Here is a 16,325-nt window from a genome sequence, read left to right on the forward strand (position 1 = left end):
GCCAGGCGTTGACGAGGGGCCCCTCCTGGCATCCGTCAGCCGTTCGCGGCGACGTCCTCCACCAGCTGCACCAGGGTGCGGACCGGAACGCCCGTGCCGCCCTTGGTCCAGTAGCCGGTCGGCTCACCCGAGTGGTAGCCCGGCCCGGCGATGTCGATGTGCGCCCACGCCACGTCGTCGGTCACGAACTCGCGCAGGAACACCCCGCCCTGCAGCATGTGACCGGCCCGGTCCATCCCGGCGTTGACCTGGGAGATGTCGGCGACGTCGGAGTCCATGCCCTTGCGCACGTCGTCCGGCAGCGGCATCGGCCAGGCCGGCTCGCCGACCGAGTCGCCGACGGTCCGGACCCGCTCGCACAGCTCCGGCGTGCCCATCACGCCGGCCACCCGCTTGCCCAGCGCGATGACCTGCCCGCCGGTCAGCGTCGAGGTCTCGAACAGGTAGTCGGTGCCGTCCTCGCAGGCGCGGGCGATCGCGTCGGCCAGGATCATCCGGCCCTCGGCGTCGGTGTTGAGCACCTCGACCTTCTTGCCGTTGTACATGCTGATCACGTCGCCCGGCCGGTAGCTGGTGCCCGACGGCATGTTCTCGGCCATCGGCAGGTACGCGTTGACCGCCACCGCCGGCTTGAGCGCGGCGATCGCCAGCATGGCCGCGCCCACCGCAGCCGCGCCGGCCATGTCGGACTTCATCTCCCACATGCCCTGCGCCGGCTTGATCGAGATGCCGCCGGTGTCGAAGGTGATGCCCTTGCCGACCAGCGCGACCCGCTTGCCGTTGCCGCCGCCCTCGGGCGTGTAGGTGAGCTTCACCAGCCGCGGCGGGGCCTCGGACCCCTGCCCGACCGCGACGATGCCGCCGTACCCGCCGGCGGCCAGGGCCGCCTCGTCCAGCACCTCGACGCCGAGGCCCGCGGCGCGGGCGGCGTCGGCCACGGCGTCGGCGAACGACGGCGGGCGCAGCTCGTTCGGCGCGGTGTTGACCCAGTCCCGGCTGAGCCGGACGGCGCCGGCCACCGCCTGCGCCCGGGTGATCTCCGCCTGGGCGCCCGCGTCGCCGGCGTCCGGCACCGCGACCAGGACCTCGGCGACCGGCTCACGCCGGGTCGGCTGCGGCCGGGTCTTGTAACCGGCGAACCGGTACCCACCGAGCAGCGCGCCCTCGGCGACCGCGCGCAGCGCGGCCGGGGCGTCGGCGTCGTCCGGCAGCGGCAGGGCCAGCGCGACCTTCGGCGCGCCCGCCAGAGCCCGCACCGCCGCACCGGCCGCCCGCCGCAGCGTCTCCGGCGCCGGCGCGGCGCCCGACGGCTCGGGGCCCAGCCCGACCGCGGCGACCACCGGGGCGGTGATCGTGCCCAGCGTGGCCAGCTTGATGACCTCTCCTGGGCCGCCGGTGGCGCCGAGCAGCGCCAGCGTCTCGGTCAGCTTGCCGTCGAACGCGGCGGCGATGCTCTCCGCGCCGCTGGCCAACAACAGGGTGCCGGCGAGGCCGCTGGTGGCGCCCTGCTCTCCGGTCTGGCTGTGCACGCCGATCACGATCGCGTCGACGGCGAGCTCCGCCGGGTCGGTGTCGACCAGGCTCAGGGTGGTGTTGCGGGGCGATGTCACTGAAGCTACTCCGGGCGGGCCGGGCCGGCCGCGTCGTCGCGTACCGGCGGGAAAGGTCTCCGGCGGAACCTACCCGCCGGACGTCGGGGTTGTCCCGTCGACGGCACCGACGGGTCCCGCCGATGCTAACCAGCGGCGTTGCCCCCGGTAAGTTGCCACCCATGACCGACGTGACCTCCGCCGCCGCCGCGACCCGGCTGCGCCGTTCCCCGCTGCACGAGCGGCACACCGCTCTCGGCGCCAAGTTCGCCCCGTTCGGGGGCTGGGAGATGCCTCTGGAGTACGCCGGCGGCGGCGTACTCAAGGAGCACACGGCGGTCCGGACCGCGGTGGGCGTGTTCGACGTGTCGCACCTCGGCAAGGCCCGGGTGACCGGCCCCGGCGCCGCCGACTTCGTCAACGCCTGCCTCAGCAACGACCTGGGCCGGATCGGCCCGGGCCAGGCGCAGTACACCCTCTGCTGCGACGACGCCACCGGCGGTGTGGTGGACGACATCATCGCCTACCTGTACGCCGACGACCACGTCTTCCTCATCCCGAACGCCGCGAACACCGCCGAGGTGGTGCGCCGGCTGCGCGCCGCCGCGCCGGAGTCGGTCACCGTCACCGACGAGCACGAGGCGTACGCGGTGCTCGCCGTCCAGGGGCCGCGCTCGGCGGAGCTGCTGGGCGCCCTGGGCCTGCCGACCGGGCACGGCTACATGAGCTTCGATCCGGCCGGGCTGGGCGGCACCGAGCTGACCGTCTGCCGCACCGGCTACACCGGGGAGCTGGGCTACGAGCTGGTGGTCCCGGCGGAGCACGCGGTCGCGGTCTGGGACGCGCTGTTCGCCGCCGGCGAGGCCTTCGGGCTGCGCGCCTGCGGCCTGGCCGCCCGGGACACCCTGCGCACCGAGATGGGCTACCCGCTGCACGGGCAGGACCTCTCCCTGGAGATCAGCCCGGTGCAGGCGCGCTCCGGCTGGGCGGTCGGCTGGGACAAGCCGGCCTTCTGGGGCCGCGACGCGCTGCGCGCCGAGAAGGCCGCCGGACCCCGCCGTACGCTGCGCGGCCTGGAGGCCGTCGACCGGGCCATCCCGCGTGCCGGGATGACCGTGCACGTCGGCGACGCCCAGGTCGGCACGGTGACCAGCGGCACCTTCAGCCCGACGAAGAAGCAGGGCATCGCGCTCGCGCTGCTGGACACCGACGCTCAGCTCGCCGACGGCGATCTGGTCGAGATCGACATCCGCGGTCGCCGCGCCCAGATGCGCGTGACCCGGCCCCCCTTCGTCCACCCCTCGGTGAAGTAGCTCAGGAGGGATCGGGGCGTTCCCCGGAGTCCAGGACGGCCTGAGTCCAGCCGCCCTCGATCACGCCGGTGGCGTCCAGCACGGCCCAGTCGACGACGTCGGTCGCCTCCACCACCACGGGGGCGCCGATCCGCACGCTCGGGTCGCTGGCGGCGTCGCTGGCGCTGACCCCGACGATCCGCTCCGGCACGTCCCACGAGGTGACGCCGGCCCAGACGTACTCCGGGCCGTCGTCGCCGGGCAGCCCGTACTTCACCACCAGCTGGGACTCCGCCGGGAACCGACCGGCGACGAAGCGGGCCCGTGCGTCGCCCAGCGCGGCGCGGGCGGTGGCGACGGCCTGACTCATCGCGTCGCCGGAGCGGGCGTAGCGCACGTCGGGCTGGATCCCGGCGAAGAGTGTCGCGCAGGCGGCGGCGTAGTACCGGCCGTCCGGCCCCGGATGCCCCGCCGGTGGGCGCAGGCTGAGGAACGAGTCGGCCTCCGGATCGGTGGCCGGGTCCAGCTCCAGGCGCAGCAGCACCGGGGCGGTCGCGCCGTGCTGCTCCGGATTGCCGTACGCCACCGCGATGTCGTGCCCGGTCACCGTGGCCAGCACCGGCAGTTGCACGAACGCCGGCACCTCCTCGCCGGTGAGCCCGTCGGTCCAGTCGCGCAGCAGCCGGCGGGCCGCCCCGGTCATCACCGCGCCCCACGCGCGGGTCAGGTGGTCGGGCACCCCCTGGGTCTGCAACTCCAGCAGCCCGAAGCGGCGCAGCCCCTTGGTGGTGAACCACAACCCCTCGGCGCCCGAGGAGTACGGCACCAGCACCCAGTCGACCAGCCGGATCCGGCCCTGCTCGTCCGGCAGCGAGCGCAGCGCGGTCGCCGGGTCGAGGAACTGCAGGCCGAAGACGTCCACCACGTCGCCGCCGACCGACTCGGCCACCGCCGCCGCCACCGCCCGGGCCGCCCACTCGTGCGCTGGCGGCCAGCCGGGCCGGTACTCGGCCTGCACCACCACCAGGTGGCTCGCCGCGGCCAGGCGCTCCAGCTGCGCCTCGGTGGCGCCGAACGCGGTGAGCAGGTCCGGCGGCAGCTCGGGGAACTCGGCGATCGGGCGAGTGTCCACGCTCATCAGCGGGCTGTCGAGCATCTGCCGGGCCAGCCCGTGCACCGGCTCGGCCAGCCTGCCGGCCAGCGCCCCCACCGCGGTCTTCGTGCTGACCTTCGGCAGCCCCGCCATCGGCACCAGGTAGGTCGCGCTGAGCGACTCCGGGACCGGTACGGGCAGGAAGTCGTCCGTGATGAGCATTCTCGTCCCCCGGTTGGCCGCGCCGGTGCTGTCGAGCCGAACGCTACCCGGCCCGCGTTCCCGGCTTCAGCCGGACAGCACCAGTCCGAGGTAGACCAGCGTGGTGACCACCTCCACCGTCGCGCCGAGCACGTCACCGGTGATCCCGCCCAGCCGGCGTACCACGTGCCGCAGCAGCAGCACCGCGACGGCGAGCGCGGCGGCGACGGCCAGCGGCCCCTGCCACGGCCGGCCCGGCACCGCGGGCACCGCCAGCAGCGCGACGGCGACCGCGCCGGCGGCCAGGGCCAGCGGCCCGACGGTGCCGGCCACCAGCGCGCCCAGCCCGTCCGGTCGGGCCGCCGGTACACCCCGCCGGCAGGCCACCGTCACCCCCAGCCGGCCGGCGGCGGTGGCGGCGATGACCGCGGCCAGGCACGCGGGCGCCGACCGCCCGAGCAGTTCGGCCAGCACGGCCGCCTGCACCAGCAGGACGACCACCAGCGCGACCACCCCGAACGGGCCGACGTCCGGCTTCTTCATGATCTCCAGCGCGGCCGCGCCCCGCCGGTACGAGCCGAGCGCGTCCACCGTGTCGGCCAGGCCGTCCAGGTGCAGCCCACGGGTGAGCAGGGCGCCGCCGGCCACCGTCACCCCGGCGGCGACCAGCGGGGGAGCGAGCGCGCCGGTCAGCAGCAGCAGCCCGGCCAGCAGCACGCCGAGCAGCGCGCCGGCGGCCGGGGCGAGCGCCATCGCGGTGCCGGCCACCTGCCGGTCGATCCGGCCGGCGCGCACCGGCAGCGTGCTGAAGGTGGTGACCGCCAGTCGGGCGCCGGCGGCGAGCCGCGACTCAGCCGGCACGCCAGCCCGTCGTCGGCTGCCCGTCCGGCTCGACGGTGGCCGGCCCCGGGCCGTCCGGCTCCGGCTCGGCGAACTCCGGCGCGGCGTACTCGGGCTCCGGGTACTCCGGCTCCTCGGTGTCGACGTCCGGCTGCTCGCCGCCGTTCAGTGACGGGTGGGTGGGCAGCGCGGCGGCCAACGCCAGCACCGAGCGCAGCAGCGGGAGCGCGACCAGCGCGTTCGACCCCTCGCCCAGGTCCAGCCGCAGGTCCAGCATCGGGGTGAGGCCGAGCACGTCGGCGGCCAGCTTCACCGCCGGGTGCCCGCCGTGGTCGGCGAGCAGGCACCAGTGCCGGGCCTGCCCGGCCAGGTCCCGGCTGACCATGCCGGCGGCCAGGCCGACCGGCCCGTCGAGCATCACCGGCACCCGGCGGGCGGTCGCGCCGAGCAGCACGCCGGTGGCCACCGCCACGTCGCCGCCGCCCAACTCGGCCAGCACGTCCTTCGCGCCGCGCGGCGAGCGGCGGGTGCGGTGCAGCGCGTCGCGGACCGCGGCGCAGCGCACCATCCAGGCCGCGTCGTCGATCTCGCCGGACTCGGTGACCACCCGGCCGAGCACCGCCGGTGGCTCCGCGCCGGCGGTGGCCGCCAGCACCGCCGCGGCGGCCGCCTCGGTGCCCGCGCCGGACGCCGCCAGCACCAGCAGCTGTACGCCGGCGTCGGCGGCCTGTTCGGCCAGTCGCCAGCCGTAACGCAGCGCCGACTCGACCTGGTCGAGGCTCAGCGCCGGGCCGTCCTCCATGGCGGCGGCGGCCGGAGCGTCCACCACCTGGAGCGAGGCGCCGCTCTCGGCGGCGAGTCGGGCCAGCGCGCCCTGGCCGGCGCGGGCCTGCCGGACGCGGCGGGCCGACTCGCCGGCGACGGTGCCGGCCGCGGCCCCGCCGTCGTGGTCGCCGTGCAGCAGCAGCACCCGCACCGAGCCCCAGGCGGCCGGGGTCGAGGTGCCCTGGGTGGCGGCGGCGAAGCCGACCACCCGGTCCAGCACGCCCAGCCCGGCGCCGGGCACGTCCAGCGTCGCCAGCCGGTCCACCGCCTGCGGGCCGGCGTACTCGTCGGGCATCGGCAGTTCCATACCGGCCTGGATGACCAACCCGGTGGCCACCATCGGCAGCGCCATGGTCGGCGCGGCCCAGGGGTTGCCGGGCTCCGCGTTCGGGGCGACCGGTGGGGTGTGGGTCAGCACGTCCGGCAGCCGCACCTCGGGCGTCGGCTCGGCCGGCGCGAACCCGTTCGGCCCGGTCGCGGTCGTCGCGCTCGTCGTGGCGGCGGGCGCCGGCCGCGCGGTCGCCAGGGGGGTGACGCCCGGCTTCAGCCAGGACGGCTGGCCGGCGATCACCAGGACCACCGCGTCGCAGGCGTCGGCGACCGCCCGGTTGGCCGCGCCGAGCGCGTCGGTGAACGCGCGCCCCAGCGGCGTCGTCGGCACCAGCGACAGCCCCACCTCGGGGCTGACCAGCACCACCCGCGCGGGGCAGGCGCGCACCGCGTCGGCCAGCTCGGCGATGGTCGCCACGTCGTCGGCCGGCTGATGGGCCGGATCGAGCAGCACGGTCACCCAGCCGCCCAGGTCGTCGACCAGCAGCGTCTCGTTCGGCTCGGCGGACGCGAGCACGTCGGCCAGCCGGCGCGGATCCGCCGCCGTCTCCTCGGTGCTCCAGCTGCCCGGACGCCGGGCGCGGTGCGTCGCCAACCGCGACGCCCACTCGGTGTCCTCCGGGTCGCCCTCCGGCGCGGTGGCGACGTAGCGGACCATCGGCGCGTCGGCGACCAGGGACTCGGCGAACTCGGACTTGCCGGACCGGATACCGCCGAGCACCAGGACCGTGTTCCACCCGTCAACGGACATGCCCGTACCTTAAGGCCGCCCGGGGTCCCGGTGCCTGCCGGGCCGGCGCCCGCGTGACACCTCGGTGGTGGTCGGTCAGCCGCAGTGCTCGAACGCGCTGGCGTAGCTGGCCCCGCCGGTGGAACCGCCCCACTTCACGCACGCCCCGGCGGCGCTGGCCCGCACGGGCCCGGCGTAGTACTCGAAGGACCCACTGTCGGTGCTGCGGGCCCGCCCCTGTACCTCCAGGTACGCCGCGGCCGCCGACCGCGTACCCACCGCGGTGTCCTTGAGGGTGACCACGCAGTTGTTGCCGTTGCCCGAGTGGTAGAGCAGGTAGACCCGGCCCCGGCGGCGGCCGTCGTCGGTCAGCGTGGCCGAGTCGATGACCTGGTAGCCACTGCCGCAGACCTGCGCCGCCGTGTACGGGTTCGGCCGACTCGCCGCGGTGCTCCCGACGCTCGGGGTCGGTTCGCCGCTGGCCGTCCCGGTCGGTGCGGTGCTCGGCGCGTCGGTGGGTGCCCTCGTCGCCCCGCCGCCCGGTGCCTCCGGCCCGGCTGCGCCGGTCGGACCGGTGCTCGCGGTGCGGGTCGCGCTCGGCGTGCCACCCGGCCGGCCCGTCCCGGTGGGCGCGGTGTCCACGGGCGCGGTGGCTGGGTCGGTGGGGAGGCCGGCCGACTCGGCGCTCAGGGCGGGCGGTCGCGCGTCGCCGGGTTCGGTCCCGGGCCGCAGGGCGACCACGGCCACCACGGCGACCAGCGCCATGAGCACGGCCGCGCCGGCCCCGATCAGCAGGTTCCGACGGCGGGCCGCCGGTTGCGTCCGCAGCGGATCCTCCCGGGTCGGCCCCGGCACCGGCCCGGGGGCCGCGAACGGGTGGCCGGCCGGCGGGGACGAGTTCGCGGCGGGCGCGCCGGTGGGTGCCGGGGCGGCCAGCGCCCACGGTGGGCGGGCGGCGACCGGGATGCTGGCCAGGGTCGCCTCGCGCGCCTGCGCGGCGGCCTCGGCCAGGTCGGCGGCGCTGCCGAACCGGTCGGCCGGCCGCTTCGCCATGGCCCGGGCGACCACGGCGGCCGCCGCCGGCGGGGTGCCCGCCGGCAGTGGCGCCGGCTCCTCCTGGGCGTGCCGCAACGCCACCGCCAAGGGGTTGTCGCCGTCGAACGGCGGCTTCCCGGCCAGGCAGTAGTACGCCACGGCGCCGAGCGCGTAGACGTCGGTGGCGCCGGAGACCGGCTGCCCGGTGGCCTGCTCCGGGGACATGTACGAGGCGGTGCCGAGCACCATGTTGGCGGCGGTGAGCCCGTTCAGCGCACGGGACCGGGCGATGCCGAAATCGACCAGGACCACCCGGCCGTCGCTCTTCACCAGCAGGTTGCCGGGCTTCACGTCCCGGTGCACGATGCCGGCCAGGTGGGCGGTGTGCAGCGCCTCGGCGGCCTGGGCGACCACCGACATGGTGGACGCCGGGTCCAGCCGGCCGGCCCGGCGGATCCAGGTGCCCAGCGGTTCGCCCTCGACGTACTCCATCACCAGGTAGTCGACCCGGCCTGCGTCGTCGAGCCGGGCCTGACCGACGTCGTGCACGGCGACCACCCCGGGATGTCGCAGCGCCGCCAGCATCCGTGCCTCGGCCCGGAAACGGGCGGTGAACTCCGGGTCGGCGACCAGCGACGGCAGCAGCACCTTCACCGCGACCTCGCGTTCCAGCAGGATGTCGGTGCCGCGCCAGACCGCGCCCATCCCGCCCGTCGCCACCCGCTCGTCCAACCGGTACCGGTCGCCGAGCACCACTCCCCGAGTCAGCACCGCGTCACCGTACCGGCCGGTTGATCACCTCGTGGTTCCGCTGGCGGGGCGAGCGAGCGGCCGTACCGCGCCGGGCCGACTACGCTGGCGAGGGTTCGTCCCACGGGGACTTCAGCGGCGAGGGGAGACGCGGCATGGCGTGGAGCTGGCGGTACGAGGGCACGGACGGCCAGTCGGTCGAGGGACCGGCGGAGTCGTTCAGCAGCCAGGCCGATGCCGAATCGTGGATCGGTCAGACCTGGCGGGAGCTCGCGGCGTCCGGCGTCACCTCCGTCGCGCTCGTCGAGGACGACCGGGTGGAGTACCGGATGAGCCTGCTGCCCACGGCCGAGTGATGTCCTACGACCGTCCGGGCGGCGAACCGCTGGTCCTCGGCGTGCCCCGGGCGGCGTTCCGGCCCAGCCCGGTGTTCCTGGCCTTGGTGGCGCTCTTCGCGGCCAGCGGGGTGCTGACCTGGAACGGGTACGGCAACGTCCGGTTCGACGTGTTCCTCTTCGTGGTGTCCGGCTGGCTGGTGTCGCTGTGCCTGCACGAGTACGCGCACGCGGTGGTGGCGTACCGGGCCGGCGACCGCGACATCGCCCACCGGGGCTACCTGACCCTCAACCCGTTCAAGTACACCCACCCGCTGCTGTCGATCGTGCTGCCGGTGGTGGTGGTGCTGCTGGGCGGCATCGGCCTGCCCGGCGGGGCGGTCTGGGTGGACCGGCACGCCATCCCCGGGCGGCTGCGGCACACCCTGGTCAGTCTGGCCGGCCCGGCGACCAACGTGCTGTTCACGCTGGTGCTGGTCGCGGCACTGCGGATCGGCACGGCGGCGGGCGGCCCGGTGGAGTTCTGGGCCGGGGTGGCGCTGCTGGCGTTCCTCCAGCTCACCGCGAGTGTGCTCAACCTGCTGCCGGTGCCCGGCCTGGACGGCGGCAACATGATCCAGCCGTGGCTGAACCCGCAGTGGCGCCGGATGTACGACCTGTTCGCCCCGTACGGCTTCCTGCTGCTGTTCGCACTGCTGTGGAACCCGCGTATCGGCGGCTGGTTCTTCGACGCGGTCTTCGCCGTCGGCGATTTGCTCGGCCTGCCGGCCTGGCTCTACGCCGCGGGCCTGGACCTGATCCGCTTCTGGCAGGGCTGACCCGGCCCGGTCGGCGCGGACCCGCGCCGACCGGACCGGGTGCGGGTCACGGCCGCTGGGCGGGGGACTCGGTCTTGGCCGGGTCGCGCTCGGTGACCGGCTCGACGATCTCGTCGATCGCCTTGAGCAGCTCGGCGTCGAGCTTCACGCCGGCCGCCTTGACGTTGTCGTGCACCTGCTCCGGGCGGGACGCCCCGATGATCGCCGAGGAGACGTTCGGGTTCTGCAGCACCCACGCCACGGCGAGCTGGGCCATGCTCAGCCCGGCCTGCTCGGCGAGGGGCTTGAGCTGCTGCACCCGGGTGAGCACGTCGTCGGTCATCCACCGGGCGATGAAGCTCGCGCCGGACTTCTCGTCGGTGGCCCGGGACCCGGCCGGCGGCGGCTGCCCCGGCAGGTACTTGCCGGAGAGCACGCCCTGCGCCATCGGCGACCAGACGATCTGACCGACGCCCAGCTCCTCGCTGGCCGGCACCACCTCGGCCTCGATGACCCGCCAGAGCATCGAGTACTGCGGCTGGTTGGACACCAGCGGGATGCGCAGCTCACGGGCCAGCTGGTGGGCCGCGCGCAGCTCCGTGGCGGTCCACTCGGAGACGCCGATGTAGAGGGCCTTGCCGGAGTGCACGACGTCGGCGAAGGCCTCCATCGTCTCCTCCAGCGGCGTGCTGTGGTCGTACCGGTGGGCCTGGTAGAGGTCCACGTAGTCGGTGCGCAGCCGGCGCAGCGAGCCGTTGATCGACTCCATGATGTGCTTGCGGGACAGGCCCCGGTCGTTGCGGCCCGGCCCGGTCGGCCAGTAGACCTTGGTGAAGATCTCCAGGCCCTCGCGGCGCTCGTTCTCCAGCGCGCGACCCAGCACGTCCTCGGCCCGGGTGCCGGCGTACACGTCGGCCGTGTCGAAGGTGGTGATGCCCGCGTCGAGGGCGGCCCGCACACAGGCGAACGCCGCGTCCTCCTCGACCTGCGAGCCGTGGGTGATCCAGTTGCCGTACGAGATCTCGCTGACCATCAGGCCGGAGCGGCCCAGGTGTCGGAATTCCATACCTCGACCCTAGCCCCGCCCGATCATGGTCGCCGAGCGGCCGTCGGTCAGAGCACGGGAACGGTGTCGGTGAGCAGCCGTTCGATCTCGGCCACCACCTCGTCCCGGTCGCGGTGCACCGGGTCGATCAGCGGCTCGCCCCGCCGGTCCAGCGCACCCCACCGACCGGTCGCGGTGCCCACCAGGAACGCCACCGGGTGGATGACCAGCAGCGGATGTGCCGGCGCGACGAGCACGGCGCCGGTGCGGTCCACCACGCCCCGGCGACCGGACACCTCGACCACCGCGAGACCCTCGTCGGTGAAGCCGTCGACCTGCCGGCCGTCGGCCAGCACCGTGTCGAAGCCGTGGTAGCGGGTGGGCACCATGATCCGCCCGTTCGCGGCCACCGCACCCCACCCCTCCCGGCGCACCGCGGCCACCCCCCGGCGGAACGGCCGCACGTCGGCGAAGCCGGCCGGGACCTGCTCCACGCCCCGGTCGTCGATCGCCGACCAACCGCCGTCGTCGCCGACCACCCAGGCCAGGCCGTCGCTGAACGGGCGGACCGCGCGGTACGACGCCGGCAGCACCGTCGTACCGGTCAGGTCGATCAGCGCCCACCGGTCGCTCTCCGGCCGGCGTACCCAGGCCAGTCCGTCGTGGAACGGCTGCGCCTCGGCGTACTCGGCGGGGATCACCAGGTCGCCGTTCGGGTCGGTGTACCCCCACAGCGGCCCGTCGCGCCCGGGCGCCGGGGGCCGCTCACGCTCCAGCACCTCGTCCCGACTCCGGGGGTACGGCCCGAAGCCCTCCGTCGCGGCCTTGGTCGCGACCGCGTCCAGACCCGCCCGGATCCGGGCCAGCAGTTCGGTGTCGTCCGCGCCGCGCAGGTCGAGGGCCCGCTCGAAGTGGTGGCTGGCCTCCATGAGGCGACCCTGGTCGTAACAGGAGCGGCCGGCGTGCTCGTGCAGCGCGGCGCGCAGCCGGTCGGGCAGCTCGGTCGAGTTGGCCTCGGCGAAGAGTTGGTCGGCCTCGGCGAAGTCGCCCCGCCAGCGCAGCACGTGCGCCAGCCGGGCCTGGGCCAGGGCGGTGCGCCGCAGCTCGCCGGTGGCCTCGGCGTAGGTGAGGGCCAGCCGGCCGTCGGCCAGGGCGTCGTCCAGGTCACCGAGGATCCGTGACACCACCGCGCGCAGGCTGAGCAGCCGGGCCCGCGCCCGGTTGTCGATGGACGCGCCCAGCTTCTCGGTCAGCCGGCGCCGGATCGTCCGCAGTTCGTCCGGCTGCTCCAGCACCTCCCGCAGGCTCACCGGGTCCAACCGCCAGCGGTAGGCCGCCAGGATCTGCTCCGGGTCGCCGTGGTCCACGTCCGGGCGTACGGTCGCCGCCGGCGCGCTCGCCGTCGCAGCGGTTGCCGTCGGCGCCCCCGCCGGTGCGACGCTCACCTGGGCGGGCGGCGCCGTGTTCCCGGATGAATCGGACGCGGTCCGTGGTGCGGGCACGGTTGCGGCGGGTGCCACGGACGCGGAGGGTGCCGGTGGCGCGGACACCGGCGTTGGCGCCGGGTCAAGGATCGGTTCCAGGCGGTCCTCGTGGCGGTCGGTTGGCACTTCCCGGTCGGTTGGAGCTTCCCGGTCGGGTGGCGCCTCCCGGTCGTGTGGTGTGTCCCGGTCCTGTGGCGTCTCGCGGTCGGTTGGCGCGTCCCGGTCGTGTCGTGCTTCCCGGTCGTGCGGCGCGGGCGGGTCCGGCGTCGGTGCGGCGGGCGGGGGTCCGGCCGACGGTGGCGCGGACATCGGTCGGTCGATCGGCGCGGCGTCGGCGAGGTGTTCGGTCGACCAGGCGGCGGGTGGGCCGGAGGTGGGCCGGACCGGTGGTGCCGAGACCGGGTGGTGTGCGTCGGCCGGCTCCGGATCCGTGTCCGTCCAACTGGTGGGTGCGCCGGAGACCGGCCGGGCCGGCGGCGCGGAGACCGGCCGCTCCATCGGGCTCGGCGGCGCCGTCCGCCCGACTGACGGTTCCGGGTCGGTGTGGTCGGCGTCGGTCCAACTGGCGGGTGGGCTTGAGGTGGGTCGGACCGGCGGCGCGGAGACCGGGTGGTGTGTGTCGTCCGGTTCCGGGTCGGCGTCCGCCCAGTCGGAGGGTACGCCGGAGACGGCCTGCGCCGGAGGTGCGGACACCGGCGGCACCGGGGGAGCGGACACCGGCCGGTCTGCCTGCGTCGGCGCCGGTGGTTCCGCGTCGGTGTAGATGTCGTCGACCCGGGCGGCGGATGCGCCGGAGGTCGGCCGGGCCGGCGGTGCGGAGACCGGGTGGTACGGATCCGGTGCCGCCGGGCGGGGTTCAACGGCCGGTTCCGGGTACGGGAGATCCCCGCCCGACCATGCGCCAGGAGCGTCGGAGGTCGACTGCGCCGGCGGTGCCGAGACGGGCGGCGCGAAGACGGGCGGCGCCGAGACGGGCAGTGCCGAGACGGGCGGCGCGAAGACGGGTGGCGCCGAGACGGGCAGTGCCGTGACGGGTGGTGGCGGGGAAGGCGCCGCGGAGACGGGTGGCGCGGACACCGGCCGGATGGGCGGGGCGGCGGCCTCGACCCAGGTTGCGGGCGTCAGCTCGCCCGCGTCAGGCGAACCGGGTCCGGCGGCCGGGCCTGTCGTCGTGGCGTCCGCCGACCCGGTCGTCGGGCGGGTGGAGTCCGTACCGCCTTGCTCGGTCGACCGGTCCGTGGTCGCGTCCGCGGGCCGGCTGTCCGCCGTCGGCTCGTCCTCGACCGGCTGGGCGGGCCGGAACCAGGCCTCGGGCCCGCCGGTGCCCGTGGTCGCCCGCGGCTCGGCTGCGGCCGGCGTCGGCGGTTCCGAGGGCGGCGGGGGCACGTAGACGCGCGGCATCCCGGGGGCCAGCGGCAGCGCCGGCCCGGGCTGGGCCGGCGGGTCCGTGGCCGGCGGTTCCGACGGCGGCGGGGGCACGTACACGCGCGGCATGCCGGGAGCCAGCGGCAGTGCCGGCGCGGTCTCGGCCGGCGGTGTCGCCGTCGGACGAGTCGCGGGCGATGCCGAGGCGGGCGGCGCTGAGACGGGCGGCGCCGAGACGGGCGATGCCGAGACGGGCGGCGCCGAGGCCTGCCAGCTCGTCGGTGGCGCGACCTGCGGGCGGGTCAGCGGTCGCTTGTCCGGCGGGGTCGGGACAGCACGTCGGGTGGGAGACGCACCGGCGTCGGGGGCGGCGAACGGCTCGCCGGCCGGGCGCGGGTCCTCGGCCCGCCGCTGCTCGGCCGGTCGCTCGACGTTGCCCGGATAGCGCGGCGGGGCGGTGGGTGCCGGCTCCGGTGGTGTCGGGGGCTCGTCGACCACCGGTGGGTCGACCGGCGCGGGCAGGAACTCCAGTCGGAGCCGCGCGGCCGGCGGAACGGAGTCGGTCGCGTCCAGCGCGGGAGACACCGGGACGGACGACACCGGGCGCTCCGGGTGGAGCGGCGGTACCGGGCCCGACCGGCCGCGGTCCGGGGCGGCGGGGGAGACCGGGGCGGCGGAGACCGGCCGGTCGCGGCCGCTCGCGGCGTGCGGAGCGTTCGCGGCCGGTGCGACGGGCGCTGCCGGTGCGACGGGCGCTGCCGGTGCGACGGGCGCTGCCGGTGCGACGGGCGCTGCCGGCGAGACCTGCGCTGCCAATGGAACCCGCGCTGCGGGCGGGACCTGTGCGGCCGGCGAGACAGGCGCCGCTGGCGAGACTGGCGCTGCGGGTGGAACCGGCGCGGCGGGCGCGGCCGGGACCGGGCGGTCCGGGGTGACGGGGGCTGGCGCCCGACCGGCCGTGGCCGGCGCCGGCCGGGCTTCGGCGGCGGGTCGGACGGGTCGGTCGTCGTACCGCGAGGGTGCGGGCGGCGGCGTGCCGGGGCGGGCGGACGGGCGGGGCACTGCCTCCGGCTCACCCGTGCGGCGCGGGTCGGCCTGATGGCCCACCTCGCGGGTGCGGTCCGGCCGCACCGGGCCCGGCGGCGGCCAGGGCAGGCCGCCGTCCGGCTCGTGGGCGGGGTACGGGCGGCCCTCGCGGTAGGCCTCCGGCCGGGCGTCCTCGCGGTACGCCTGCGGGCGCCTCTCGTCGGAGGGGGCGCCCTCGTGCGGGTGCCGGTCCGGGTACGCCTCGGCGCGGGCCGCAGGCGCCGGAGCCTGCCGACGCGGGTCGCTGTCGGGTCCACGCCGGTCCCCGTCACGGTGCGGCTGACCCGGCAGCTCCGAGTCGGGCCGGCGGCGGCGTCCACCGTCCGCTGTCGGCGGTGCGTTGGTCACCTCGTCTGGTCGGTACCGATGCTCCGTCGCCGGTGCGATCCGGGCGTCCCCGCCTGCCCGCGCGGCCGGCCGGGCCTCGTCGACGGCGCGGCGCGGATCGCCGTGCGGGGAGGACGACGGCGCGCGGCGCGGGTCGCCGTGTTCGTAGGACCCGGCGCGACGGAGGTCGCCGTGCCCCGGAGCCGAGGCGCGGCGCGGGTCGCCGTGCTCTGAGGACGACGGCGCACGGCGCGGGTCGCCGTGCTCGGGAGCCGGCGCGCGGCGCGGGTCGCCGTGCTCTGAGGACGACGGCGCGCGGCGGAGGTCGCCGTGCTCGGGGACGACTTCGTGGCGGTAGAAGGCGCGCGCGTCCGCCGGTCGCTGAGCCGGCTCGTCGGCCCGCCAGCCGTCGGTGGCCCGTCCGTCGTGGGGCCGTCCCGGTCGTGCGTCGTACCCGTCGACGGGGTGCCGGTCGCGACCACCCGGCGGTCGCTCCTGAGTGCCCCGGCGGCGCGGGGCCTCGTCCGGCTCCGCCACCCAGCCGGGCTCGACGCGGGGGGCCGGAGAGACCGGCGGGGCCGGGTAGGGCCGGTCCCGATGGGTGGGCTCCGGCCGGGACCGCCGGCTGTCGTGGCGCTCCGGGCCGGGCTGGTCCCGGTGCCAGGCGGCCTCCCGGGGCGGTGTGCGCTCCTCGGCGGACCGCCGGTCGGCCCAGGAGGTCCGCCGGTCGGGCTCGGGCTGGTGGGCGGGCCGCCGCTCGTCGTGCCGGCCGGGTTCGGTCGGCGGCCGGCGGTAGGGCTCGTGGTCGTCGCGTCGGTCGTCCCGGCCGTAGCCGTTCGTCTCGGCGGGGCGCGCGTCGGTCCGGGACCGGCCGTGGGCGGGCGCCTCGACGGGCGAGTCGTCGGACCAGGACCGGCCGTAGGTCGCGGCCCCCTCGGGCGAGGGCTCGTCGGCCCAGGACCGACCGAGGTAGGTGCCGTCGGGGCGGGTGGGGGCGAGCGGGGGTACGTCGGCGCGGCCGACGACGGCCGCTCGGCCGCGTGAGGGTGGGGGCGGGGAGTACTGCACGCCGATGTCGCCCGGGTAACGCTGGCCGGGGAACTGCGGGTCCCACTCGGTGGTCGGTTCGACCACCCAGGACGGTTCGTTCGGGTCCCGCCACCGATCGCTGTAGCGGCCGGTCATTCGCGGAACCCGTCGC

Annotated in this window: 10 protein-coding genes; 3 read left to right on the forward strand and 7 right to left on the reverse strand. The window is 76.5% G+C overall.

The window, feature by feature from the left end:
• Positions 1-35: 35 nt before the first annotated feature.
• Positions 36-1,610 (reverse strand): leucyl aminopeptidase, encoded by a 1,575-nt coding sequence (locus ACFOW4_RS25060; RefSeq protein WP_377531958.1) that lies wholly within the window; start codon positions 1,608-1,610, stop codon positions 36-38.
• A 161-nt stretch (positions 1,611-1,771) separates the two neighbouring features.
• Here ACFOW4_RS25060 and gcvT point away from each other — a divergent pair, with 161 nt between their 5' ends.
• Positions 1,772-2,902 carry a glycine cleavage system aminomethyltransferase GcvT gene (gene gcvT / locus ACFOW4_RS25065; protein ID WP_377531960.1) on the forward strand — a complete coding sequence of 377 codons (1,131 nt, stop codon included), beginning with the start codon at positions 1,772-1,774 and terminating at the stop codon, positions 2,900-2,902.
• 1 nt (position 2,903) lies between these two features.
• On the opposite strand, the gene ACFOW4_RS25070 is transcribed toward gcvT, so the two are convergent.
• From ACFOW4_RS25070 to ACFOW4_RS25085, 4 genes are all read right to left on the reverse strand, one after another.
• Positions 2,904-4,196 (reverse strand): DUF2314 domain-containing protein, encoded by a 1,293-nt coding sequence (locus ACFOW4_RS25070; protein WP_377531963.1) that lies wholly within the window; start codon positions 4,194-4,196, stop codon positions 2,904-2,906.
• A gap of 66 nt (positions 4,197-4,262) precedes the next feature.
• On the reverse strand, positions 4,263-5,036 hold the full coding sequence (locus tag ACFOW4_RS25075; protein ID WP_377531966.1) for an adenosylcobinamide-GDP ribazoletransferase: 774 nt from the start codon (positions 5,034-5,036) through the stop codon (positions 4,263-4,265).
• Entirely contained in the window at positions 5,026-6,921 is a 1,896-nt protein-coding gene (locus tag ACFOW4_RS25080) for a bifunctional adenosylcobinamide kinase/adenosylcobinamide-phosphate guanylyltransferase (protein WP_377531968.1), read from the reverse strand. The genes ACFOW4_RS25075 and ACFOW4_RS25080 overlap by 11 nt, the downstream gene beginning before the upstream one ends.
• A 75-nt stretch (positions 6,922-6,996) precedes the next feature.
• Positions 6,997-8,706, reverse strand: coding sequence for a protein kinase (locus ACFOW4_RS25085; protein WP_377531970.1), 1,710 nt, complete (start codon positions 8,704-8,706; stop codon positions 6,997-6,999).
• 134 nt (positions 8,707-8,840) lie between these two features.
• Here ACFOW4_RS25085 and ACFOW4_RS25090 point away from each other — a divergent pair, with 134 nt between their 5' ends.
• Together ACFOW4_RS25090 and ACFOW4_RS25095 are read left to right on the forward strand one after the other, a co-directional pair.
• Positions 8,841-9,041 (forward strand): hypothetical protein, encoded by a 201-nt coding sequence (locus tag ACFOW4_RS25090; protein WP_377531973.1) that lies wholly within the window; start codon positions 8,841-8,843, stop codon positions 9,039-9,041.
• Positions 9,041-9,838: a site-2 protease family protein gene (locus tag ACFOW4_RS25095; RefSeq protein ID WP_377531975.1), complete on the forward strand. Its 798-nt coding sequence runs from the start codon at positions 9,041-9,043 to the stop codon at positions 9,836-9,838. Before ACFOW4_RS25090 ends, ACFOW4_RS25095 begins: the two co-directional genes overlap by 1 nt.
• Before the next feature lie 46 nt (positions 9,839-9,884).
• On the opposite strand, the gene ACFOW4_RS25100 is transcribed toward ACFOW4_RS25095, so the two are convergent.
• Positions 9,885-10,883, reverse strand: coding sequence for an aldo/keto reductase family protein (locus ACFOW4_RS25100; RefSeq protein ID WP_377531978.1), 999 nt, complete (start codon positions 10,881-10,883; stop codon positions 9,885-9,887).
• 47 nt (positions 10,884-10,930) lie between these two features.
• On the reverse strand, positions 10,931-16,309 hold the full coding sequence (locus ACFOW4_RS25105; RefSeq protein ID WP_377531981.1) for a WG repeat-containing protein: 5,379 nt from the start codon (positions 16,307-16,309) through the stop codon (positions 10,931-10,933).
• Between the last annotated feature and the right edge of the window lie 16 nt (positions 16,310-16,325).

Source organism: Micromonospora sp. GCM10011542, from assembly GCF_042650685.1.
In the GTDB taxonomy this organism is placed as follows: domain Bacteria; phylum Actinomycetota; class Actinomycetes; order Mycobacteriales; family Micromonosporaceae; genus Micromonospora.